This is a genomic window from Lysobacter antibioticus, assembly GCF_001442535.1.
Lineage (GTDB): Bacteria > Pseudomonadota > Gammaproteobacteria > Xanthomonadales > Xanthomonadaceae > Lysobacter > Lysobacter antibioticus.
The window spans coordinates 5,473,267-5,496,615 of sequence record NZ_CP013141.1; the positions used below are offsets into that span (position 1 = coordinate 5,473,267).

21 protein-coding genes (1 of these 21 only partly in view) are annotated in these 23,349 nt (G+C 68.6%); 18 read left to right on the forward strand and 3 right to left on the reverse strand.

Annotated elements, in window-relative coordinates; genetic code table 11:
• A protein-coding gene (locus GLA29479_RS22130; protein WP_057972866.1) for a uroporphyrinogen-III synthase crosses the window boundary here: on the reverse strand, window positions 1-691 show its 5' portion. It extends 20 nt beyond the left edge of the window; 691 of the gene's 711 nt are visible here — the first part of the coding sequence; its start codon is at window positions 689-691; its stop codon lies off the left edge, out of view.
• A gap of 97 nt (window positions 692-788) precedes the next feature.
• Here GLA29479_RS22130 and GLA29479_RS22135 point away from each other — a divergent pair, with 97 nt between their 5' ends.
• The 6 genes from GLA29479_RS22135 to GLA29479_RS22160 all read left to right on the forward strand — a co-directional run bounded on the left by GLA29479_RS22135 (window position 789) and on the right by GLA29479_RS22160 (window position 5,705).
• Window positions 789-1,247 (forward strand): YiiD C-terminal domain-containing protein, encoded by a 459-nt coding sequence (locus GLA29479_RS22135; protein ID WP_057919438.1) that lies wholly within the window; start codon window positions 789-791, stop codon window positions 1,245-1,247.
• 48 nt (window positions 1,248-1,295) lie between these two features.
• A complete protein-coding gene (locus GLA29479_RS22140) occupies window positions 1,296-1,745 on the forward strand; it encodes a hypothetical protein (RefSeq protein WP_237051696.1) in 450 nt (149 codons plus the stop codon).
• 137 nt (window positions 1,746-1,882) lie between these two features.
• Window positions 1,883-2,320: a rhodanese-like domain-containing protein gene (locus tag GLA29479_RS22145; RefSeq protein WP_057919437.1), complete on the forward strand. Its 438-nt coding sequence runs from the start codon at window positions 1,883-1,885 to the stop codon at window positions 2,318-2,320.
• 173 nt (window positions 2,321-2,493) lie between these two features.
• Window positions 2,494-3,009, forward strand: coding sequence for a protein-export chaperone SecB (gene secB, locus GLA29479_RS22150; RefSeq protein ID WP_031372765.1), 516 nt, complete (start codon window positions 2,494-2,496; stop codon window positions 3,007-3,009).
• Between the two features lie 19 nt (window positions 3,010-3,028).
• Window positions 3,029-4,075 (forward strand): NAD(P)H-dependent glycerol-3-phosphate dehydrogenase, encoded by a 1,047-nt coding sequence (locus tag GLA29479_RS22155; protein WP_057919436.1) that lies wholly within the window; start codon window positions 3,029-3,031, stop codon window positions 4,073-4,075.
• Between the two features lie 88 nt (window positions 4,076-4,163).
• Window positions 4,164-5,705 carry a hypothetical protein gene (locus tag GLA29479_RS22160; RefSeq protein WP_057972868.1) on the forward strand — a complete coding sequence of 514 codons (1,542 nt, stop codon included), beginning with the start codon at window positions 4,164-4,166 and terminating at the stop codon, window positions 5,703-5,705.
• Window positions 5,706-5,946: 241 nt separating this feature from the next.
• Here GLA29479_RS22160 and GLA29479_RS22165 read toward each other — a convergent pair whose 3' ends face one another.
• Window positions 5,947-6,549: a porin gene (locus tag GLA29479_RS22165; RefSeq protein ID WP_057919434.1), complete on the reverse strand. Its 603-nt coding sequence runs from the start codon at window positions 6,547-6,549 to the stop codon at window positions 5,947-5,949.
• A gap of 364 nt (window positions 6,550-6,913) precedes the next feature.
• On the opposite strand from GLA29479_RS22165, the gene GLA29479_RS22170 reads away from it, so the two are divergent.
• From GLA29479_RS22170 to GLA29479_RS22225, 12 genes are all read left to right on the forward strand, one after another.
• Complete coding sequence (locus GLA29479_RS22170; protein ID WP_057972869.1) at window positions 6,914-7,672, forward strand: 2OG-Fe(II) oxygenase; 759 nt, start codon at window positions 6,914-6,916, stop codon at window positions 7,670-7,672.
• Window positions 7,673-7,947: 275 nt separating this feature from the next.
• Window positions 7,948-8,727, forward strand: coding sequence for a peptidoglycan-binding domain-containing protein (locus tag GLA29479_RS22175; protein ID WP_057919432.1), 780 nt, complete (start codon window positions 7,948-7,950; stop codon window positions 8,725-8,727).
• Between the two features lie 200 nt (window positions 8,728-8,927).
• A complete protein-coding gene (locus GLA29479_RS22180) occupies window positions 8,928-11,156 on the forward strand; it encodes a TonB-dependent receptor (RefSeq protein WP_144436690.1) in 2,229 nt (742 codons plus the stop codon).
• A complete protein-coding gene (locus GLA29479_RS22185) occupies window positions 11,153-11,881 on the forward strand; it encodes an ABC transporter ATP-binding protein (protein WP_057972871.1) in 729 nt (242 codons plus the stop codon). The genes GLA29479_RS22180 and GLA29479_RS22185 overlap by 4 nt, the downstream gene beginning before the upstream one ends.
• Entirely contained in the window at window positions 11,878-13,281 is a 1,404-nt protein-coding gene (locus tag GLA29479_RS22190; RefSeq protein WP_057972872.1) for a DUF3526 domain-containing protein, read from the forward strand. Before GLA29479_RS22185 ends, GLA29479_RS22190 begins: the two co-directional genes overlap by 4 nt.
• On the forward strand, window positions 13,278-14,774 hold the full coding sequence (locus GLA29479_RS22195) for a DUF3526 domain-containing protein (protein ID WP_169795721.1): 1,497 nt from the start codon (window positions 13,278-13,280) through the stop codon (window positions 14,772-14,774). Before GLA29479_RS22190 ends, GLA29479_RS22195 begins: the two co-directional genes overlap by 4 nt.
• A gap of 3 nt (window positions 14,775-14,777) precedes the next feature.
• The gene (locus GLA29479_RS22200; protein WP_057972874.1) at window positions 14,778-16,715 is read left to right on the forward strand and encodes a TonB-dependent siderophore receptor; all 1,938 of its coding nucleotides are present in this window, start codon (window positions 14,778-14,780) and stop codon (window positions 16,713-16,715) included.
• A gap of 37 nt (window positions 16,716-16,752) precedes the next feature.
• On the forward strand, window positions 16,753-17,703 hold the full coding sequence (locus GLA29479_RS22205) for a GHMP family kinase ATP-binding protein (protein ID WP_057972875.1): 951 nt from the start codon (window positions 16,753-16,755) through the stop codon (window positions 17,701-17,703).
• A complete protein-coding gene (locus tag GLA29479_RS22210; RefSeq protein WP_211265012.1) occupies window positions 17,703-18,761 on the forward strand; it encodes a pyridoxal-phosphate dependent enzyme in 1,059 nt (352 codons plus the stop codon). Before GLA29479_RS22205 ends, GLA29479_RS22210 begins: the two co-directional genes overlap by 1 nt.
• A gap of 24 nt (window positions 18,762-18,785) precedes the next feature.
• Complete coding sequence (locus GLA29479_RS22215) at window positions 18,786-20,135, forward strand: ATP-grasp domain-containing protein (protein WP_082638907.1); 1,350 nt, start codon at window positions 18,786-18,788, stop codon at window positions 20,133-20,135.
• A gap of 149 nt (window positions 20,136-20,284) precedes the next feature.
• Entirely contained in the window at window positions 20,285-21,178 is an 894-nt protein-coding gene (locus tag GLA29479_RS22220) for a Rossmann-like domain-containing protein (RefSeq protein WP_082638908.1), read from the forward strand.
• 9 nt (window positions 21,179-21,187) lie between these two features.
• Window positions 21,188-22,417 (forward strand): MFS transporter, encoded by a 1,230-nt coding sequence (locus GLA29479_RS22225; RefSeq protein WP_057972876.1) that lies wholly within the window; start codon window positions 21,188-21,190, stop codon window positions 22,415-22,417.
• An 81-nt stretch (window positions 22,418-22,498) separates the two neighbouring features.
• Here the strand turns inward: GLA29479_RS22225 and trmL are convergent, their stop codons facing one another.
• Window positions 22,499-22,963, reverse strand: coding sequence for a tRNA (uridine(34)/cytosine(34)/5-carboxymethylaminomethyluridine(34)-2'-O)-methyltransferase TrmL (gene trmL / locus GLA29479_RS22230; RefSeq protein ID WP_057920245.1), 465 nt, complete (start codon window positions 22,961-22,963; stop codon window positions 22,499-22,501).
• Window positions 22,964-23,349 lie beyond the last annotated feature (386 nt).

Consider the following 23,349-nt stretch of genomic DNA (forward strand, 5'->3'; position numbering starts at 1 on the left):
CGAGGCTGCGCGCGAGTTCGGCCAGGCGCGCGCTGGCGGCGCCGACGCGTGCCCGGCGCAGACGCGCGCCGGCGGCTGCGGGCAATTGCGCGAGCACGCGCTCGAGCGCTTCGCCGCTCGACAGCGCCAACCACAGCGGGCCGTCGAAGCCGAGCAGTCGCGCGATTTCGAACCGGGACGGCGCGGCCGGTTCGCGCACGTAGATGTCGGCCCGCAGCACGCGTGCGCCGCGCGCCTGCAAGGCCGGCGCGATCACGCCGCGTCCGCCCGCCGCAGTCAGCAAACCGAATGCTTCGTTATCGAAATGTTGCAGTTCCGCTAACGCGAGCAGACCTTCGCTGTCCATGCGTTGCGGCCACAGCACCTCGTCGATGCCGGCCGCGTTCAACGCCGCCGCGGTGCCTGCGCCGACCGCGTACCAACGCTGGCCGGCGCGCGCGCTCAACGACGGTTGCAGATCGCGCAACGCGCGCGCCGCGGCGGGGCTGGTGACGAGCACGTGCGGCGCCGCCAACGCATCCGATAACGCACGCCGGGATGCGGAATTGTCCTGTGTGCGCACCGACCACGGCGAAAGCTCGATCAATCCGCCGCCGTACTGTGCGGCGATACGACGAAGTTCTTCGTGATCGCCGCTCGGACGCAGTGAGATCACGTACCATCCCGGCGGTTGTCGCAGCTCGCGGCTCATGCGAACAGCTTCGCACAGCACTGCCGATCGCGGCACTCGCCGGTGGCCGCCGTCTCCGACGCGACACTCAATACTCCCCCGAACTGCAATGCCTTCGATGACTTCCGACACCGCTCTGCAACGCCTTCATCAGCACTACCAATCGATGCCGCCGGTCGCGGCCATGCAGGTCAACATCGCCGGTTACGACGGCTCGCGCCTGCGCCTGCACGCGCCGCTGTCGCAGCACGTCAACGACAAGGGCTGCGCCTTCGGCGGCAGTCTCGCCTCGATGATGACCCTGGCCTCCTGGGGCGTGATGTCGCTCGGCATCGAACAGGCCGGCCTCAAGGCCGAGGTGTTCGTCGCCGACAGCCAGACCCGCTACCTCGCGCCGCTGTTCGCCGACCTGGACGTGCACGCCGAGCTCGCCCCGGGCGCCGACTGGGGCAGCTTCCTGACCACCCTGCGCGAGCGCCGTCGCGCCCGCACCTCGCTGATCGCGCGCGCGCTGCTGCCCGAAGGCGGGATCGCGACCGAGTTCACGGCGCGCTACGTGGCCATCGCTAAGCCCTGACGCGAACGGTAGGATGCACGCCGAACGTCCTTTCCGCCGGAGTCCGCGATGCGCCCGCTTTCGAACAGCTCGCTTCTGATGCGCTTGTTGCAGCTCGCCCTGATGTTGTCGTGCGTACTCGCGCTCGGCGGTTGCCAGACCACCGGCACCCAGAACAACAAGATCAGCGAGACCCAGTACGCCTACTCGGCGGCGATCCGCTGGGGCGACTTCGAGGGCGCGGTCAACCTGATCGAGCCCAAGCTGCGCAAGCAACTGGCGCCGACGACGATGCAGCTGGAGCGCTACAAGCAGATCCAGGTCTCCTCCTACCGCGACGTCGGCACCGAGATGGACAAGGAAAAGGGCACCGCGGTGCGCCTGATCGACATCGGCGTGATCAACCGCCACACCCTGGCCGAGCGCACCGTGCGCTACACCGAGGCCTGGACCTGGGACCCGGAAGTCAAGACCTGGTGGCTGGTCAGCGGCCTGCCGGACTTCTGGGCCGGCCAGTAACCGGTCCGGGCCGCCCGGCTTGGGCGGCCCCGCTCGGACCGCGCTTTTGCGCCGCCGCGCGCGCTGGGCGACAATCGCCGCCCGTTCGGGCCTCTGCCAGTCCGACCCTGTGAGCCCGATCCTGTGAGCATGACCCTGTGAGTCTTGAAGAACTGCTGGCGTTCGCCGGCCGCCACCTGTACCTGTCGCTGGGCTTCGCCGGCCTGACCGTGGCCATCGTCTACACCGAGATCGCGCGCCTGTTCCGCGGCTACAAGGCCCTGCGCCCGGCCGAGCTGACCGCGCTGATCAACCGCGACAACGCCCTGGTCATTGACCTGTCGGCCAGCACCGAGTTCGAGAAGGGCCACATCCCGGGCAGCCGTTCGGTCCAGCCGAGCCAGTTCGACCCGGAGAGCAAGCTGCTCGCCAACGCCAAGGCGCTGCCGGTCGTGGCGGTGTGCCGCACCGGCCAGGCCTCGGCCGACGCCGCCAAGCGCCTGAAGAAGGCCGGTTTCGAGCAGGTCTATTGGCTCGACGGCGGTATCCAGGCCTGGCAACAGGCCGAACTGCCCTTGATCAAGGGCCGCGGCTGAGCCCTGCGGCGGGGCCGCGACGCTGTCGCGCCACCGCCACGGGCGCCGCCTAGACTGCGCCTCCTCTACCCTCGATAGCCGCCGTGCGTGATCCCGGTCCGGGTGTTTGGTCCCGGTCCGCGCGAGCGGGCATAATCGACCTCTTTTCTGAATTCCGCTGGGGAGTCACCCGAATGTCCGAAGAAAACGTCAACGGCGCCACCGCGCCGGCCGAAGCCGCAACCGGCCCCGCGTTCACCGTCGAGAAGATCTACGTAAAGGACGTCTCCTTCGAGGTGCCCGGCGCTCCGGCCGTGTTCGCCGAAGCCGCGCAGCCGCAGTTGCAGCTGAACCTGTCGCAGAACGTGCAGCGCGTCGGCGAGAACGCCTTCGAGGTCGTGCTCGGCATCACCCTGACCTGCACCGCCAACGACAAGCCGATGTACCTGGCCGAAGTGAAGCAGGCCGGCGTGTTCGGCCTGATCGGCTTCGACGCGGCGACCCTCGACGCGATGCTCGGCACCCACTGCCCGAACGTGCTCTACCCGTACGCGCGCCAGCTCGTCAGCGACCTGATTCAGGCCGGCGGCTTCCCGCCGTTCTTCCTGCAGCCGATCAACTTCGACGCCCTGTACGCCGAAGGCGTGCGTCAGCGCGGCGCCCAGTCCGAAGGCGGCCTGGCCGACGCGGAAACCGCAGGCAACGCCTGAGCCACGGCTCGCCTCGCGCATGACCCACGATCCGTCGCCGGCCGCTGCGCCGAAACCGCGCGTGGCGGTGCTCGGTGCCGGCTCCTGGGGCACCGCGCTGGCCGCTCTGATCGCCCGCCACGGTCATCCGACCGTGCTGTGGGGCCGCGACGCCGACGGCGCCGCGGCCATCGATACGCGGCATGAAAACCCGCGCTACCTGCCCGGCATCGCCTTGCCGGACTCCCTGCGCGCGACCACCGACCTGGCTCTTGCCCTGCGCGACGCCGACCTGGTCCTCGTGGTGGTGCCCTCGCACGCCTTCGCCGAAACCCTGCGCGAGCTCGCCCCGCACCGTCCCGCGCACGCGGGCGTGGCCTGGGCGACCAAGGGCTTCGAACCCGGCAGCGGCCGCTTCCTGCACGAAGTCGCCGGCGAAGTGCTCGGCGACGACGTGCCGCTGGCCGTGGTGACCGGGCCTTCGTTCGCCAAGGAAGTCGCGCAAGGCCTGCCGACCGCGCTGACCGTGCATTCCGACGATGCCGCCTTCGCCCAGAGCGTCGCCGATGCCCTGCACGGGCCGGCGTTCCGCGCCTACACCGGCGACGACATGCTCGGCGCCGAACTCGGGGGTGCGATGAAGAACGTGCTCGCGGTCGCCACCGGCGTCGCCGACGGCATGCAGCTCGGCCTCAATGCGCGTGCCGGCCTGATCACCCGCGGCCTCAACGAAATGCTGCGCCTCAACCAGGCCATCGGTGGCCAGCCCGAGACCCTGATGGGCCTGGCCGGCCTCGGCGACCTGGTGCTGACCTGCACCGGCGATCTGTCGCGCAACCGCCGCCTGGGCCTGGCCCTCGGCCGCGGCCAGTCGATCGAGGACGCGGTGCGCGAGATCGGCCAGGTCGTCGAATCGGTGCAGACCGCCGACGAGGTGATGCGCCAGGCCGAACGCCACGGCGTCGAACTACCGATCTCCAATGCGGTGCGCGCCGTGCTGCACGGCGAGATCACCCCGGCCGACGGTCTGCGCAAGTTGCTCTCGCGCGAACAGAAACCCGAATACCCGACCGACCTGTTCGGTTGAGTGGCAACGCCGGCGCTGTCGCCGGCGTCGCCTCCGCCGCGATGAGCGCGGCCACCCCCCCTTCGAAACCCTCGGGAAAGGAACTCCTATGCGTCGTACGCGGGCCGTCTGGCCGTTCGTGCTCTCCCTGTTGTCGTTGCCGGCCTTCGCCGCCGCGCCGCCCTGCGGCAGTTATGTGGCCGACGACTCCCCGGATCGCCTGATCTTCGACGGCAGCCGCGTCGAGTTGCGCGACGAGGAAGGTTTCCTCTCCGAGTTCTCGCCCTACGCCTACCGCGTCGAAGGCGACACGCTATGGCTGCGCTCGGGCGACAGCAATCTGCTCAAGACCTACACCATCGAAAGCGACGGCCGCCTGATCCAGCAGGCCGACCGTTTCGACAACGGTGGCGCGGTCTACAAGCAGGTCGCCAAGGCGCAGTGCCAGCCGGCGAGCGTCCAGGTCGTGGCGGTCGCGCCGAACCAGGGCAAGGAGCGCGGCGACGACCAGAAAGACTGCGCGCTCGGCGACGTCCAGTCCTGCGTCGCGGCGATCGAGTACGACAACAGCCTCGCGCCGACGCAACGCGCGGCCAAACTGGAAACCTACTGCCGTCGCGACCGCAGCCCTTACGCCTGCAAGCAATGGGTCAAGGCGCTGAGCGCCGAAGAAGATGGCGCGCCGCTGTATCTGTTCCGCACCAAGCGCTTGCCCGAGGCCGGCTTGGCCGCGTTGCGGGTGTCCTGCCGCGACATCGGTTACGGCGAGGCCTGCGAGTCCCTGGCCGATCAGCAATGGCTGGCCGGGCGCTATGCCGATGCGCGCGACAGCTTCGCCTTCGCCTGCGACGGCAAGTTGTCCAAGGAGGCGTGCAAGCGTGTCGAAGAGCTGCGTGGGCTGAGCCTGCGCAACGACGCGCCGCGCCAGTCGCCGCGCCAGCCTTGCGGCAGTTACGCCTCTGCCGACATCGAATCGAGCCTGTTCGGCTTGTTCCGTTTCGGCGACGGGCAGGGCGCGACCGTGTCGGAGGAAGGCGAGTTCGACATGCGCTACCGCCTGCTCGAAGACGAGGTGCTGGTGCGCCACGACAAGGGCGACGATTTCGTGCTGCGCTGGTTGGATGCCGACACGTTGATCGGCATGGACGAGTGGACCCGCTACAAGTCGTACCGGCGCATCGAGTCCGCGCAGTGCGAAGCCATCGCCATGCCGGTGGCCGGCAAGCAGGTCAGGGAAACGCCGTACAAAGTCGACCATTGCGCCTTGACCGATCCAGGCGGCGCCGCGGCCTGTTGCGCCAAGGGTTCGATGTCGGCCTGCATGGGCGAGGGCCACATGGCCGCGCTCAACAATTACTGGGCCAAGGCCGCGGGTTTTTACGACAAGGTCTGCGCGATGCATGTGCGCGAAGGCTGCGGCAACCTCGTCGCGGCTTATCACAACACCGGCGACGACAAACTGCTCGCCGGCATCCGCAAGGTTTGCGCGGACACGCCCGATTCGGTGGCCTGCGAAGAGCTGCAACTGGCCAGCCCGCAGCAGGTCGAAGAGAAGCGTCTGGAGCGCGAGCTGGCGCAGGAATTGCAGAAGCTGCTGCAGGAAGGCGCGAAGGACGGCGAATCGCAGGAAGCGGCCGAAGGCGAGCGCTGAGCGCGAGGCCCGGCCCGCAGACGCCGGTTATCGGCAGGCCCTGGCGCCGCCGCAACGAAGTAGGAGCGCCGTCGCCACGAAGGCGATCGCCGCCGCCACGAAGCGAGTCGACCGCAGCGGCTTCGCCGATCCGAACCGCAAAAAAAGAGCCCGGCCTTTCGGCCGGGCTCGATCGCGACGTTTCGGGGGAGAGAGAGAACGGATCGCGGTGTTGCGGAATACTTATCGGTAGCGCTTTCTATCAGAAGCTGAAGCGCGGGCCGATGAAGAATTCCTTTTCGCCGCCGTCGAGGAACTTGGCGTCGGCGGTGATGCCCCAGTTCTGGTTGAACTTCACCAGGGTACCGACACGGCCGTAGAACTTGCCGTCGTAGTGCTTGTCGTAGTCCTGATAGCCGGCGAAGGCATAGCCTTCCCAGTTCGGCGTCAGGCTGCCGTTGATACCGGCTTCGACGCTGCCGCCCTTGAGCTTGTAGTTGCCGAACGAGCCGAAGTCGGACTTGTTGTGCTCATAAGCGACGCGGGTCACCAGGTCGACGCGCTTGCTCAGCTCGTGGTTGTAGCCCACGCCCAGGCGCAGATGATCGACGTCGTAGCCGGGAACGCGGAACGTACCGAAGTTGTACGAATCGGTCTTCTGCTGGCTGTAGCTGCCGAAGACATGGAAACTCGGGTGGAACGCGTACGAACCGCCGATGGCCCAGCCGTCGGAGTCGGTGTACTTGGTTTCGCCGTCGGTCTTGGCGTAACCGGCCTGTGCGTAGTTGTAGGACACGCCTTCGGCCGCGGAAGCTGCGAACGGCAGGGCGGCGGCGAGGGTGAGGGCAAGCAATGCGCGCTTCATAAGGTCTAAGCCTCTTTATTGGTTTTATTCCGAATCCTCGCGCCTCGGAGTAAGGCGTCCGTGTGGATTCGGTGTGCGCAGTATCGGCATCGCGCTTCAATCGAACCTGAATTTTGTGTGCCTTTTTACAGGAACTAAACGTTCTGCTTACGGTACTTGGACATTTACCTAGGCCTTAAGTCATGGTTTTTTCCGTTCGATTCAGCGAATGGCGATGCAATCTTGCTCGCGGCTGAATGTTTTGTTTCGCCGTATTCGGCAAAGCCGCGCGATCGATCGGCGCGAAACGCAAGGAACGGATATCGCTCGAGCCGACCGCGGCCCGAAGATGCGCGCACCTTGTTTGTTCCGCGAGCGCCGACTCATGACGTTTGTCATCGATCACCCCTTACGCCCCATGCCGTCGGGCGAATTTCTGGCGCTTGACGAACGCGTCGGGGCGCAGGACTGGGGTGTCGCCGCCGCCGCGCTGGATGGCGGCGGCCACGCGCTGATCCGGCAGTTGCTGACGCGCGAGGAATGCGACGTGATCGCCGGCGCTTACGACGAGGAGGCCCGTTACCGCAGTCGCGTGGTCATGGCCCGGCACGGCTTCGGTCGCGGCGAATACCGTTATTTCCGTTATCCCTTGCCCGATCTCGTGCAAGGTTTGCGCAGCGCCTTGTACCCGCGGCTCGCGCCGATCGCCGAACGCTGGAACCAGGCCATGGGCATCGCCGTAGGCTATCCGCCGCGGCTGCAAGACTTCCTCGCCCGCTGCCACGCCGCGGGCCAGGCCCGGCCGACGCCGCTGTTGTTGCGTTATGCGAGCGGCGACTACAACTGCCTGCATCAGGACCTGTACGGCGAGCACGTATTCCCTTTGCAGGCGGCGATCCTGCTGTCGCAGCCGGGGCGCGATTTCGAAGGCGGCGAGTTCGTGTTGACCGAGCAGCGCCCGCGCATGCAATCGCGGGTCGAGGTGGTGCCATTGCAACAGGGCGATGCGGTGGTGTTCGCGGTTAACCAACGGCCGGTGCGCGGCGCGCGCGGTCATTACCGCGTGGCGATGCGTCACGGCGTCAGCCGCCTGCATTCGGGGCAGCGGCATACTCTGGGCCTGATCTTCCACGACGCGGGCTGAGCGTCGCGGCGATAACGCCAAGGCATGCCGGGCACGGCCAGCGCTGGCGCTGCCGGCGGCGAGGCCAGGTTACGGCGGCCTGTGCGAGCACCGGTGTTTCATGCATGAACGACTCGAACGTGACCGTGTTCGCACGGCCGCGGCGTTGGTTATGGAGTCGCGGCCCATCGCCGCGACGACGCGACGATGACCGATCGCGGTGCGCGCCTGAAGGCGCGCGCCGGCGCCGAAGGCTTCGCGCGTCCATGGACGTAGTCGCCGTCAGGAGTCGGGTCATGGCATTGCACGAACAAGCGTATATCCGTCGCGAACTGGAGTTCCCGGGCCCCTTGGGCAATGGCGCGAGCGGGGTCGGCGCAAGGCGGGTCCAGGAATGGTTGGGCTTTCACGGCAACGGCACGCCGATCGACGGCAAGTTCGGTCCGGCCACCAACCGCGCGATCGAGGCCTTCGCCGCGCGTAAGCATCTGAGCTACGCCGGTACCTTGAATCAGGAAGTCTGGGCGGCGCTGACCGAGCCGATGGCGCGCGTGGTCGGCTTGCCGGCGAAGGCGCCGAACAAGTCGTATCCACAACTGGTGCGCTGGTTCGCCGAGCAGCACCTGGCCGAGCATCCGGTCGAACTCGGCGGCGCCAACCGCGGGCCGTGGGTGCGCATGTACATGAAGGGCAGCGAGGGCGAGGCCATGCTGTGGTGCGCCGGTTTCGTCAGCTTCGTCATGCAACAGGCCGCCGAAAAGGCCGGCCGCGCCGCGCCGATCGCCGGCAGCTTCGGCTGCGACGAACTCGCGCGCCAGGCGAAGGCGGCGGGGCGCTTCGTCGCCGGCAAGAACGTCGCCCATAACGGCGGTTTCGGCGCGCTCGGCGCCTGCGGCATCTTCCTGGTGCGCAAGACTTCGAGCGATTGGATCCACACCGGCTTCGCCTTCGACGGCGGCGAGGAAAGCTTCCTCAGCATCGAAGGCAACACCGACCACAAGGGCTCGGCGAACGGCTTCGAGGTCGCGCGCCGCACCCGCCGCACTGCCTCCAACGATTTCATCCGCCTGGCCTAGGCGGGGCGTTGCCCGCCGCGGTGCCGGCCTCCCGCGCTCCGCCCGCCGAACGGGCGGAGCGTCCTGACTCGCTTTCGCCGACCCTGCCAGACGAAATCTCGGCAGGGCGTATTGACGTGCCCGTCACCTCGACTTACATTGCCTCGCAAATGAAATGATATATCGTTTCATTTCACATACGACATGGGGCGAAGATCACAGTGAGCGCAGGCAAGCAGGGCAGCCGGGCAGGTGCGGCGTACTTCGGGCGGATGACGCTCGCATCGGCTTTGGCATCGGTGACGTTGGCGTCGCCGGCGGCGGCACAGGAGGCCGCCGGCGGCGCGGCGGCGACCCTGCTCGACACGGTCACCGTCGAAGGCCGGCGCGCCGCGACCGCGCCGCTCGACACCGCCAACGCTACCGGCTCGCGCCTCGGCCTGACCGCGCGCGAGACCCCGGCGATGGTCGAGGTGCTGAACCAGGATGCGATCCAGGCCCGTGGCCTGCGCGGCAGCGTCGATGCGCTCAATGCTGCGCCCGGCGTGCTGGCCGGGCAGTTGCCGTCGTCGCCGGGCATGACCTCGATGCGCGGCTTCACCGGCGGCGCCGTCGCCTTGCTCTACGACGGCGTGCGCCAGACCGCGGCGCCATTGGTGACCCGCGACTTCGACAGTTGGAGCTTCGAGCGCATCGAAGTGCTCAAGGGCCCGGCCTCGGTGCTGTACGGCGAAGGCGCGCTGGCCGGTGCGATCAACCTGGTGCCGAAGCGGCCGCAATTCGAAGGCAGCGCTTTCGAAGGCCTGGCCGGCTGGGGCCGCTTCGGCAGCCAACGCTATGCGCTCGACGCGAACATTCCGCTAGGCGACCGCTTCGCCTTGCGTGCGGTGGCCAGCCATCGCCGCGGCGACGGCTATGTCGACGACACCGCCAACGAGGCGACCTCGGCGACGCTGGCGGCGCGCTGGCGTCCGAGCGACGCGCTCGACATCGACCTGGCCCTGGACCATTACGAAGACGATTACGACACCGCCTACTGGGGCACGCCGCTGCTGCCGCGCGCCATCGCGCGCGAGCCGAGCGGGCTGGTCCGCAGCGGCAACGACTACGTGCTCGACCGTTCCCTGCGCAAGCGCAATTACAACGTCGATAACGGCGGCCAGGACGCCCGCAGCGATTGGCTGCGCTCGCGGGTGAACTGGCAGATCGGCGACGGCCTGCGCTTCAGCAACGAGTTCAGCTACTACGACGCCAAGCGGCGCTGGCTGAACTCCGAGACCTACACCTATAACCGCCGCAGTGGCCTGCTCGATCGCGGCACCACCCGGATCGAGCACGACCACCGCTTCTGGGTCGAGCGCGCGACCCTGTTCTCCGATCACCGCCTGGCCGGGCGCCGCAACCGCGCTTCGGTCGGGGTCGAGTTCAGCGACGGCGACTTTGCCGTCATGCGCCGCTTCGGCACCACCACCGCAGTCGACCCGTTCGCGCCAGTGCGCGGCACGGTGTCGTTCGCCGATGAGGCCCGCAACTTTCCCGGCGTCGGCAACCGCATCGATTTCGACTCGACCACCCGGGTCGCCTCGGTGTTCGCCGAGGACGCGCTCAACCTGAGCCCACGCTGGTTGCTGCTGGCGGGGCTGCGTTACGACCGCATCGAACTCGAACGCAGCATCCGCGACCTCAACACCGGCGCGCTGACCCGCTTCGAGCGGCGCTACGAGCCCTTGTCGTGGCGGCTCGGCACGGTGTTCGACCTGAGCCCGAAGACCCAGTTGTTCGCCCAGTACAGCGAGGCGGTCGCGCCGGTCGGCAGCCTGCCGCTGCTGTCGCTGGCCAATTCGCGCTTTGAGCTGACCCACGGCCGCGCCGTCGACGCCGGCATCAAGAGCAGCTTCTGGCAGGACCGTATCGACTTGAGCCTGGGCGGTTACTGGATCGAACAGGACGACATCGTCACCCGCGATCCGCTCAACGCGAATCTGTCGGTGCAGGGCGGGCGCCAGTCCTCGCGCGGCGTCGAACTGTCGGCATCGGCGGCGCTGACTCGCGGCCTGCGTCTGGATGCGAGTGTCGCCGCACTCGATGCGCGCTTCGACGAACTGCGCGAGGCCGGCGGTGTCGACCGCGCCGGCAACGTGCCGCCGAACGTGCCCGAGCGCGTCGCCAATCTGTATGCGAGCTACCGCTTCGAGACGATCCCGCTGACCCTCGGCGGCGGCGTGCGCCATGTCGGCGCGTTCTACACCAACAACGCCAACAGCATCCGCGTCGACGGCCACGACGTCTGGGACGCATCCGTCGCCTACCGCCTGCCGTTCGGCGAGATCGCCCTGCACGGGCGCAACCTCGGCGACGCCTTCTACGCCGACTGGTCCGGCGGCGCCGCCGACCAACTGGTGATCGCGCCGCCGCGCAGCGTCGAACTGACCTTCCGGGTGAACCTATGAGCCTGCTGGAAACCCGCAGCGATGCGCTGCGCCTGCACGAGGTGCGCAAGGACTTCGGCGCGCGCCATGCGCTCGAAGCCTTGTCGCTGGCGATCGCGCCGGGCGAGGTCTATGCCTTGCTCGGCCCGAACGGCGCCGGCAAGACCACCGCCTTGAACCTGATCCTCGGGTTCTTGACGCCGGAGTCGGGCCATATCGACGTCGCCGGCACCCGCGTCGATCGCGACCCGCTCGCGGCGCGGGCGAAGATCGCCTACCTGCCGGAAACGGTGATGCTGCATCCCTCGCTGAGTGCGGTCGAGAACCTGAGCTATTTCGCCCTGCTCGGCGGGCGCCGCCTCGACGAGGTTCAAGCACGCGCATTGCTGACCGAAGCCGGTCTGCAGGACGAGGCGCATGCGCGCCGCGCCGCCGGTTTCTCCAAGGGCATGCGGCAGAAGGTCGGCCTGGCGATCGCCCTGGCCAAGAATGCGCAGTTGCTGCTGCTCGACGAGCCCACCTCGGGGCTCGACGCGAGCGCCGCCAACGACCTCTCGCAAGGCGTGCGCGCGGCGGCCAGACGCGGCATCGCGGTGTTGATGGCGACCCACGATCTGTACCGGGTCAAGGACGTGGCGCACCGGCTCGGCATCCTGCGCGCCGGCCGCCTGCTGGTCGAACGCCACACCGATGACTTGTCGGCGACCGAGATCGAAGCCCTGTACCTGGAGCAGCTCGCCGCATGAGCGCGTCGCTGACCGGTTACGAATGGACCTTGCTGCGCCGCGATCGTCGCGCCTGGTGGGCTTTGCTCTGCCTCGGCGCGCTGGTCTTGCTGGCGTTCGCGGTCAATCTGGATGCGATCGCCACGGCGAATGCGGCCAAGAGCGAGATCGCCCGCGCCGAACGCGCGCGCTGGCTCGGCCAGGGCGAGAAAGACCCGCACTCGGCCGCGCACTACAGCATTTATGCCTTCAAGCCGACGCCGGTGCTGGCGGCGCTCGACCCCGGCGTGGAGCCTTTCGTCGGCCAGGCGGTCTGGCTGGAGGCGCACGTGCAGAACGACATGCTGTACCGGCCGCAGGGCGAGGCTTCGACTCTGCAGCGCGCCGGCCTGGTCAGTCCGGCCGGGCTGCTGGTCGGCTTCGCACCCTTGGTCGCCTTCCTGCTCGCCTTCACCGCGGTGGCGATGGACCGCGAGCGCGGCACCCTGCGCTTGGCGCTCGGCGCGGCGATCCGGCCGCGCGCGATCGTGATCAGCAAGGCTGTGGCGATCTGGAGCGCGCTGGTGTTGGTCTTGCTGCTGCCGGTGACGGCCGCGACCGCTGCCTCGAGCTTCGTGCTGGGCGTATTCGACTTCGATACCGCCACGCGCCTGGCTTTATGGGGGGCGGCCATGGCGCTGTATCTCGCCCTGCTGACCGCGGTCGGCATCGCGGTGTCGATGCTCGCCGCCGGCGTGCGCACGGCCTTGGCGGTGTTGTTCGGTTTGTGGATCGTGTTCGGCCTGGCCCTGCCGCGCTGGGCCAACAGCGCGGTCGACAGTGCGCAGCCGCTGCCCTCGACCCAGGCGATCAAGCAGCGCTTGATCGACGAAGCGCCGGCGTTCTGGACCGCCGAAGACGCCAAGGCCAACCAGGCCAGGCTGTTGGCGCAGTACGGCGCGGCCAACAAGGACGAGCTGCGCGTCGACCTGCGCGGCGCCGAACTCGACCTCAGCGAACGCCATTCGCATGCGGTGTTCGATCGCGTGCTCGGCGGTTTCTACGATCGCGTCGAAGCCCAGGACCGCAGTTACGCCGTGCTCGGCCTGCTGTCGCCAATGGCGGCGATGCAGAGCCTGTCGCCGGCGCTGGCCGGCAGCGACTTCGTCCATCACCGCCGCTTCGTCGACGGCGCCGAGCGCTACCGCCGCGAGCTGGTCAATCGGATGAACCAGGACGTGATGGCGCATCCGCTCAACGGCGACGGGCCGCGGCATACCAACGACGTTTCGCTGTGGGCGCAGGTGCCCGAGTTCCGTCATCGCGTGCCGCCGCTGGCGACGGCCTGGGGCGCGAGCGCACCGGCCTTATGGGCGCTGCTGGCCTGGTGCGCGGCGGCCTGGGCGGCGTTGGCGCTGGCGGCGCGGAGGATGCGCCCATGAGCGCTGCCGTCGATATCGGCTTCGCCGCCTTGTGGCGCTGGGAGCTGCGCCACGTCGGCCGCAATCGGCTGCTGTGGATGGTGATCGGCCTGCTCGGCGTGGCGATGCTGTGGGGCGCGCTCAGCGGCGCCGCGCTGCATCGCGGCCAGGACGCGGCGATCGAACGCAGCCGCGCCAGCGATGCCGCCTGGACCGCGCAGATCCGCGAACGCGCGCGCCGCTACGCCGAGCCGGCCGAGAGCGAAGTGCCGTACTGGCAGGACCCGACCGACGCCGCCGGCTTCAGCCGCTATTTCCTGCGCGCGCATAGCTACAAACCGAATCTGCCGCTGTCGCCGCTCGCGGTCGGGGTCAGCGATCTGATGCCGGGGCGCTTGCCGGTCAAGCTGGAAACGCCGTTCGGGGTCGAGCCGGTCTACGACTTCGAGAACCCGCGCGGGCTCGGGCTGGGCCGCTTCGACCTCGGCTTCGTGTTGGTGTATCTGCTGCCGATCGCGGTAGTGCTGTTGATCGGTCTGCTCGCCACCTTCGAGCGCGACCACGGCATGCTGCGTTTGATCGCCGCGCAACGGGTCGGTCCGCGGACCTGGCTCGGCGCCCGCGTCGCCGCCATCGTCGCCTGGCTCGCGCCGGCGACGGTGCTGCTGGCGACCGTCTCACTCCTGGCCGCCGGCGCCGATCTCGCCGCGGCCTGGCCCGAACTGATCGCGTCGGCGGTACTGGTGGTGGCTTACCTGTCGTTCTGGGCCGCGCTGGGATTCGTCGTGGTCTCGGCCTGGCCCAGCGCCGCCGGCGCGATCAGCCTGATGAGCGCGGTCTGGGCCGTGCTCGCGATCGGCCTGCCCCTGTTCGGCAGCGCGCTCGCGAACCGGCTCGGCGATGCGCCGTCGCCGGTGGCCTATGTCGATGCGCAACGGCGCGCCAACGATGCCATCGCCGCGCAGCGCGACGCGATCGTCAGCGCCGCCTTCCGTCGCTCCTCCACACTTGCCGCGGTGACCGAGCGCGTGGCCAAGATCGACTACGCCACGCGCATGACCTTTCTGACCCCGGAACTCGAACGGCGCCTGCTGCCCTTGCGCGAGCGCCAACAGGCCGTGCGCGAATGGCGTGGCCAGGTCTCAGACTGGGTCGGTTATCTCGCGCCGCCGTTGGGACTGGAAGCGGCCTTGGCGGTGCTCGCCGGCACCGATGCCGCCCGTCATGAGCGCTTCGAACAGCAGACCCGCGCCTATCAGCTGCGCCTGCGCGATTGGTTCTACCCGCGCATCCAGGGCCAGATCGCCGCACCGACGCCGCGCGCGGTGGCCAATAGCTACGGACGAATGAACTTCGCCGACTACGACGCCATTCCCGCGTACCGCGGCGTTGAGGCGCCGGCGTGCGCACGGGTCGCCGCGGTGCTGCCGACGATCGCTTGGCTGTGCCTGCTGGCGAGCCTGCTGACCGCACTCGCCTGGCGGCGCCTGCGTCGCTGGCCGACGGAGCTCTGAGCGATGAGACGAAACGCACTGGCCTGGACGCTGGGCCTGATCGCCGCGACCGCGACGAACGCGGTGCAGGCACAACGCACCGACGACAATGCGGTGACCGCGGCCGAGGACGCGTTCGGCGCCACGCTCGGCAACGAGAGCATCGGCTTGTACAGCGCCAAGCAGGTGCGCGGCTTCTCCCCGGTCGACGCCGGCAACGTGCGCATGGACGGGGTTTATTTCGACCGCCAGGGCACGCTGCCGCCGCGCCTGGTCGAGGGCTCGACCATCCGTGTCGGCCTGTCGGCCCTGAGCTATCCGTTTCCGGCGCCGACCGGCATCGTCGACTATCGCCTGCAGAAGGCCGGCGACGAACGCGTGATCAGCGTGGTAGGCGCGCTCAATGCCTACGGCGCGCCGGCCCTCGAACTGGACGCCAAGCTGCCCTTGATCCCGGGCCGGTTCGGGATCGCCGCCGGTGTCTCGTATGCGCGCGAGGAGTATTACGACGGCGCCGATGCGCGCTATCTGCGCGCCGGCGTGGTGCCGCGCTGGCGGCCGAGCGAGAACATCGAGATCCTGCCGTTCTGGAGCATTTCGCGCGGCCGCGATGAGGAAGTCGCACCGACCATCATTACCGCCGGCAATCACCTGCCGCCGAAGATCGAACGCCGCCGCCATTTCGGCCAGACCTGGTCGGACAACGAATACGACAGCCGCAATTACGGCGTACTCGGCAAGGCGCGCTTCGGCAACGACTGGGCGCTGACCGGCGGCGTGTTCCGTTCGATCAACCACATGCCGAGCGGTTTCGCCGAGCTGTTCGTCGACACCACCCGCGACGGCCTGGCGCGCGAGAAAGTCATCGCCGATCCGCGCCAGCGCTCGGCCTCGACCAGCGGCGAGCTGCGTCTGAGCCGCAGCTTCCGCGAAGGCCCGCGCCTGCACGTGTTGCACGTCGCCGCGCGCGGTCGCCGCCTCGACAGCGAGTACGGCGGTTCGGCGCCGGCCCTGGATTTCGGCGTGCGGCCGCTCGGCGAAGCCTTACCGATGCCCGAGCCCGCGGCGTTCGCGTTCGGCCCGCGCACCCACGACCAGGTCCGTCAATGGACCGGCGGCCTCGCCTACGAGGGGCGTTGGCGCGAGGTCGGCGAACTCAGCCTCGGCATCCAGCGCAGTCGCTACGAAAAAAGCGTCGACCAGCCGGGTCTGCCGCGCACCGCCACGCGCGATCAGCCTTGGCTGCCGAACGCCAACGTGTCGGTCTATCTCGGCAAACGCCTGGCCCTGTACGCCGGCCACACTCGCGGCCTGGAGGAAAGCGGCATCGCCCCCGACGACGCGGCCAATCGCAACGAAGCCCTGCCGGCGATCCGCACGCGCCAGAGCGATGCCGGCCTGCGCTGGGCCTTCGCCGACGACATGAAACTGGTGGCCGGCGCCTTCGACGTGCGTAAACCCTATTTCACCACCGACGAGCGCAACGTTTACGGCGCGATCGGCGAAGTGCGTCACCGCGGCGTCGAACTGAGCCTGAGCGGTCGGCCGATGGACGCCTTGAGCCTGGTCGCCGGCGCGGTGTTGATGCGGCCGCGGGTGAGCGGCGAAGCGGTGCGCCTGGGCCGGGTCGGCGATCGCCCGATCGGCCAGACCGAGCGCGTGCTGCGCGCCGATCTCGAATACCGGCCGCCGTCGTGGGCGGGGCTCTCGTTCGACCTGTCGATGAGCCATTACGGCGAACGCATCGCATCGCGCGACGGCGTCAATCGCGTTCCCGCCTACACCCTGGTCGACCTCGGCGCGCGCTATCGGTTCCGCCTCGGTTCGGCGCCGGCGACCTTGCGCCTGCTGGTCGCCAACCTCGGCGATACCTACACCTGGAACATCTACGGCAACAACAGTTTCGGACTCACCGACGGGCGGCGCTACGTGGCCCAGCTCGCGGTCGATTTCGACGGTTAATTCGACGGTCAATGACGGTTCTGGGGAGCGTGCGGCCATGCTGAGGCAGGAGCGGTACCGCGATATCGACCACGCGCGGGGTGGGGCCCGCGCGCAGGTGCAGGCGTCGGGCGAGTGCGAGCGGGCGCTGAAGATCTACAGCGGCGTCTGCCACGGTACGCTCGGCGAGCTGTTGCAGGGGCCGTACGCGCAGGACGGCGAGTTGCACATCGGCCTGATTTCCTTGCCGGTGCGCAAATACAGTTGGATTCATTTCGCCCCCGGCGAGGACGGCGACATCGACCTCGACCTGGCCGGCAAAGACAAATGCCGGCAGGCGATCGCGCTGTATCTGCAACAGCACGGCAAGCATTTGCCGAGCGGGCGCTGGAGCCACGATTCGGAACTGCCGCTGGGCAAGGGCATGGCCAGCTCGACCGCCGACATCGTCGCGACCATTCGCTGTCTCGACCGCATCTTCGGCCTGACCTCGGCGCCCGCGGCGATCGCCGACCTGCTGCGCGGCATCGAGCGTTCCGACAGCGTGTTTCTCGACACCCACGCGCTGTACCTGAGCGGCCGTCAGCGGATCGTGCAGGCCTTCGATACGCCGCTGCGCCTGCATGCCTGCTACATCGACGAAGGCGGCACGGTCGAGACCGAGAAGTGCGCGCATCCCTTGCTGGCCCACTACCAGCGCCACCTCGATGCCTATCGGGACAATCTCGAACGCGCGCTGCGTGCCTTCGCCGCCCACGACCTCTCCGGCATTTGCGCCTGCGCCACCCAGAGCGCGCGCCTGGCGCAGGGGGTGATCGCCAAGCGCCACCTCGATGCGCTGCTCGAACGCCAGGCCGACTTCGCCGCCGACGGCATCGTCGTCGCCCACACCGGCAGCCTGCTCGGCTACCTGTTCGTCGAGCGGCCCGACGCCGCGCGCATGGGCGAGCTGTCGGCTTTCTTCCGTGGCCTGGGCCACCAGTGCCGTTTCGCCGAGACGGGGTTCTGATGAGCTTGCACACGCATATCGCCGATGCGATCAAGGCGCCCGACCTGGTCCGGCTGGGCGCCAATCTCTATGTCGCGCGCTTCGAGACCATGAAGGTCTATTCGACCCTGGTCGCGGTCGAGCGCCTGCTCGCCAGCGGCCGCATTCGCCCGGGCGCGACCCTTATGGACAGCTCCAGCGGCATCTACGCTTACGCCCTCGCCCTGGCTTGTCACAAGTACGGCCTGCATTGCCACATCGTCGGCTCCAAGACAGTAGACCGCACCCTGATGCTGCAGTTGCGCATCCTCGGTGCGACCATCGAACAAGTCGAGCCGCAGGCGACCTTGAAGATGGACCAGAGCCTGCGCGTGGCACGGATCCGCGAATTGCTCGACAGCCGTCCCGACGTGCACTGGATGCAGCAGTACCACGACGACATCCATTACGACGGCTACGAGCCGGTCGCGGCCTTGCTCGCCGAAACCTTGGGCGACACCGCGCTCAGCGTGGTCGGCGGAGTGGGCTCGGGCTGTTCCACCGGCGGCCTGGCCCGAGCCTTGCGCGCGCACGATGCCGCGGTCGAACTGATCGGCGTGCAGCCATTCGGCAGCATGACCTTCGGCTGCCAGCACATCGAAGACCCCGGCATCATCATCGCCGGTATTGGCAGCTCGATTCCGTTCCGCAACGTGCGGCATCGTTTGTACGATCAAATCCATTGGGTCTCGTTCGACTACGGCCTGTCGGGCTCGGTGGCCCTGCTGCGCGAACACGCGGTGTTCGCCGGCTTGTCGACCGGCTGCTGTTATCTGGTCGCGGCGCGCGAAGCCGCGCGCCGGCCCGAGCGCAACATTGTCTTCCTCGCCGCCGACACCGGCCATCGCTATGTCGAAGGCGTGTTCGCGCATTACGAACAGGCCCTGGACCCGAGCGGCCTCGAACCCAAATCGATCGAGTCGCTCGACGAACTGGCCCTGCCGTGGTCGGCGATGGCCTGGGCGCGTGCCGATTTCGTCACCGATCCCGACGCCCTAGGCGCGTCGCCGCGCGATGCGGCGCTCGTCGCCGCGCATTGAATCCCTTCCCTGGAGCAAGCCCTCATGGCGCATTTGTTGATGATCGAAAGCTGGGTCGGCGGCACCGGCCGCATCTTCCCGCCCGCGATCGGCCGGCTCGGCCACCGCTACACCTTCGTCACCCGCAACCGCGGCCACTACCGCGACGCGCGTTCGCAAGAGATCCACCCGGTGATCGACCACGCCGATCACGTGCTGACCGCCGAGACCAACGACGTGCCGGCGCTGATCGAATTCCTGCGCGCCCAGCATGCGATCCTCCAGTTCGATGGCGTGGTGACGATCTGCGACTACTACATCGACACCGTGGCCCAGGTCGCGCAGGCACTGGGGCTGCCGCAGGCGTTCTCGGCCAATGTGGTGATGGAGCGGCGCAAGGACCGGGTGCGCGAGGCGATCGAACGTGCCGGCCTGCCGAACCCCAAGTTCGCGGTGACCCGGTCCTGGGACGAGACCCGCAGCGAGGCGCAGCGGATCAGCTATCCCTTGATCGTCAAGCCGACCGACCTGGCGTCGAGCGCGTTCGTGCGCCTGATCCACGACGAGGAAGAGCTGTGCGCGGCCTTCGATGCGCTCGAACAGTTCCCGCGCAATTTCCGCGAACAGGCGCGCGTGCCCTTGCTGTTGCTGGAGGAGTACCTGCGTGGCGAGGAGTTCAGTGTCGAGGCCTGCACTTATCGCGGCCGCACCACGGTCATCGGCATCACCGACAAGAGCCTGACCGGGTTTCCGTATTTCATCGAGGATGGGCACATGTTCCCGGCCCGGCTCGATCCGGCCGACGCCGCGGCCATCGAAGCCTTGGTGCTCGGTGCGCTCGAAGCGGTCGGACACGATCACGGCATCAGCCACACCGAGGTCAAGCTGACCGCGGACGGGCCGCGCGTGGTCGAGATCAACCCGCGTCCCGGCGGCAACTACATCGCCGAGCTGATCCAGCGCGTGACCGGCATCGATCTGCTGGATGCGCAGATCGAACTCGCCCTTGGGCGTGAACCGGACCTGCGGCGTCGCGACACCGGCATCTTCAGCGCGGCGATCAAGTTTCTGGTGCCGCCGCGCGGTGGTTATGTACTGGCGATGGACGGCGCCGCGAGTCTGGAGGCCGATCCGAACATCGAGCGCTGGAGCCTGAGTGCGGTGGCCGGCAGCGAGGTCGCCGCGCCGATCGACAACGCTTGTTATCTCGGTCATGTGATTGCGGTCGATCGTGTTGGCGGGCAGGCGCGGACCTATGCCGAGCGAGCGCTGGCCGAGGTGAGTTTGCGTTATGCGGACACGGGCGCCGGCCCGGATGCGGACGCGGATGGCGGGGATGCGGCCCGGACTCGCGCTGCTGCGGAACCCGTGGCGACTGCCATGACTGCGGCGTGAGCATGGCCGCATCCGTCCATCGCAGGCCGACTGCCGCTCCCCCTTGAGCAGGAGGCGGGGTTTTTTGGTTCGAGCCCAAGCAACAGCAACAGCACCGCCGAGCGCAATTCGCCGCGCCTCCCCGGCACAACCTTTTCGAGATCGACGACATGACGCTTCCCGCCGCAACGGCTATCAAACCCGAGCTTTCCAACGGCCACCAGGCGCCCATCGCCCCGGCCGACGTCGCCGCCCTGACCGAAGCCGTGCTCCGCGGCGACTACGGCCCGAACCCCGACGGTCTGCACGCGGTCGGTGCGTTCTGGGTGCGCCAGAGCACCCAGTTCCCCGGCACCGACACCAAGTACCGCAACTACTACCTGGTGCTGCGGGTGGAATCGGGCTTCGGCGGCTGTTGCGTGGAGCACGATCAGCTCGATTCGGTGATCGCCGAGGAACTGTCCGGACGCAGCGTCGCCGAGTTGCTGCGCGATGCGCGCACGCCGGTGCGGGTGGCCGCGCTCGATGCCTATCTGTCGCTGGTGCGCCCGCATCGCGAGGCGGCCGAGGCGCAGGTGTTGATGCTGCCTCACGGTACGCCGCTCGAACGCGCTCGGGCGCGCGACGAAGCCATCGCCGGCCTGCTCAAGATCGAGCCGGGCATGCGCGTGGGCCTGATCGGTGTGGTCAATCCGCTGGTGGCGGCGATCCAGGGCCAGGGCGGCATTTGCCTGCCTTGCGATTTCAATCTGCAACGCACCCAGGACGGCACCGAGGTGGTGCGCGACATGCGGCCGGTGCTGGCGCAGGCGGATCTGGTGATCGCCACCGGCATGACCCTGAGCAACGGCTCCTTCGACGAGATCCTCGCCAGCGTGCGCGCACGCGGCATTCCCTTGATCGTCTACGCCCAGACCGGCAGCGCGATCGTGCCGCGCTTTCTCGGCCATGGCGTCGCCGCGGTGTCGGCCGAGCCGTTTCCGTTCTCGCAGTTCAGCGCCGACCCGACCCCGATCCATCTGTATCGCGCGGTCGGTGCCGGCGACGCGCGCGCGGCGGCCTGAGCCCGGGCCATGAGCGAAAGCCCGCCGTTGCACGCACCCGTTCCGCCCGGCGCCGAGGCGCGCCGGCGCGGCCTCAACGGTTTGCTGGTCTACACCTTCTTCATGGTGACCGGCTTCGCCATGTTGATGCCGCTGGTCGCGGTGCACTTCGTCAACGATGTCGGCCTGGCCGCGGCGGCCGTTGGGTTGGCGTTGGCGGTGCGGCAATTGACCCAGCAGGGCCTGGCTCTGGTCGGCGGCGTGCTGTCGGACCGCTTCGGCGCGCGCCGCATGATCTGCCTCGGCGTGCTGCTGCGCGCAGCCGGCTTCGCCAGCCTGGCCTTCGCCGACGATCTGCCGCTGCTGCTGTTCGCGATGGCGGTGTCGGCGCTCGGCGGGGCGATGTTCGAGGCGCCGTACCAGGCCTCCATCGCCGCGCTCACCGACGAGCGCACGCGGCCGCGCTATTACGCGATCAGCAACTGGGTCAGCGGCGTGGCGACCACGCTGGGGCCGCTGCTCGGCGTCGCCTTGCTGCGCTTCGATTTCCGCGTGGTCTGTCTGGTCGCCGCGGCCTGCTTCGCCCTCAATTTCGTCATCGCCCTGCGCCTGCTGCCGTCGGTGGCGATGCCGGAGCGGCCGCCGCCGCTGCGCCACGGCCTCGACCTGGTGCGCCGCGACCGCGCCTTCCTGAGCCTGGTCGTGCTGATGATGCTGTACTGGTTTCTCGCGGTGCAGATCAACATCAGCCTGCCCCTGTTGGCGCAGCGCCTGACCGGCGAGGTCGACAGCGTCGGGGTGATGTTCGCGGTCAGCGCCGGCCTGACGGTGCTGCTGCAATACGGCCTGGTGCGCTGGCTCGAACAGCGTTTCAGCACCGCCCAGGTGCTGGTGCTCGGCGTCGTGCTGATGTCGCTGGCGGTCGGCGCGATCGGCTTCAGCGACGGTTTCGCCGGTTTCCTGTTGTGCATCGGCGGCTTCGCGGTCGGTGCGGTGATGACCCGCCCGACCCAGCAGACTTTGATCGCCGGCATGGCCGATCCGCGCGCGCTCGGCACCTTTCTGGGGGTGAGTTCGCTCAGCCTGGCCATCGGCGGCGGCCTGGGCAACGTCGCCGGCGGTTGGCTGGTCGACGTGGCGGCGACGCGACACTGGCCATGGCTGCCGTGGTCGGTGTTCTGCGCCATCGGCCTGCTCAACGCGCTGGGGCTGTCGATGCTGCTGCGCACGCCGCGCGCACAGGCGCTGCCGGCCGCATGAGGCGCCAGGGCCGGCCATGAGATGAGGAGATTTGCTCCCTCTTCCGCACCCGAGGGGAAGGGGGAGCTTTTTTTCCGCGGCTCAGGCGCCGCCGGCGAAGTCGTGCTGGCGCCAGGCTTCGAACACCACCACCGCGACCGCGTTGGACAGATTCAGGCTGCGGTTGTCCGGGCGCATCGGCAGGCGCAGGCGGTGCTCGGCCGGGATCCGGTCGAGCACGTCCTCGGGCAGGCCGCGGGTTTCCGGGCCGAACACGAAGGCGTCGCCGGCGGCGTAGCGGGGCTGATCGTGGCGGACCCGGCCACGCGTGCTCAGCGCGAACAGGCGCGGCGGCGCGATCGCGTCCAGCGCCGCGGCCAGGCTGTCGTGCACGCGCACCGCGGCGTACTCGTGATAGTCCAGCCCGGCGCGGCGCAGTTGCTTGTCCTCCAGGGTGAACCCCAGCGGCGCCACCAGGTGCAGGCGCGCGCCGGTGTTCGCGCACAGGCGGATCACATTGCCGGTGTTGGGCGGAATCTCGGGCTGATAGAGGATGACGTCGAACATCCGCGCATTATGCGCGGCGATGGCGGCCGGCCGCAGCGACAACGCAAATGCGACCGGCCACCCCCTATGACCGCCGACCTAGTGCCTGGAGCGGCCGGGCCGCCTAGGATGGTGCTTTCGTCCGCGCGCGGACGACCCCAGCCAGGAGTGCCCATGTCGCCGAAGTCCCCGTTGTCCCCCGCCGCCCGCCCGCGCGCCGCCGCGCTGGCCCTCGCGTTGGCGACCGCACCTGGCCGGCACCGATCTGCTGCTGACCAAGACCGCCGAAGGCTGGCAACTGCGCGCCGACGTGCGCTCGCGTTCCAGCTTCGATGCGATCCGCGACGCCAGCCCCGAGCTGATGCGCCGCTTCGCTTCGCGCAACCTCGGCCAGCTCAGCATCGATC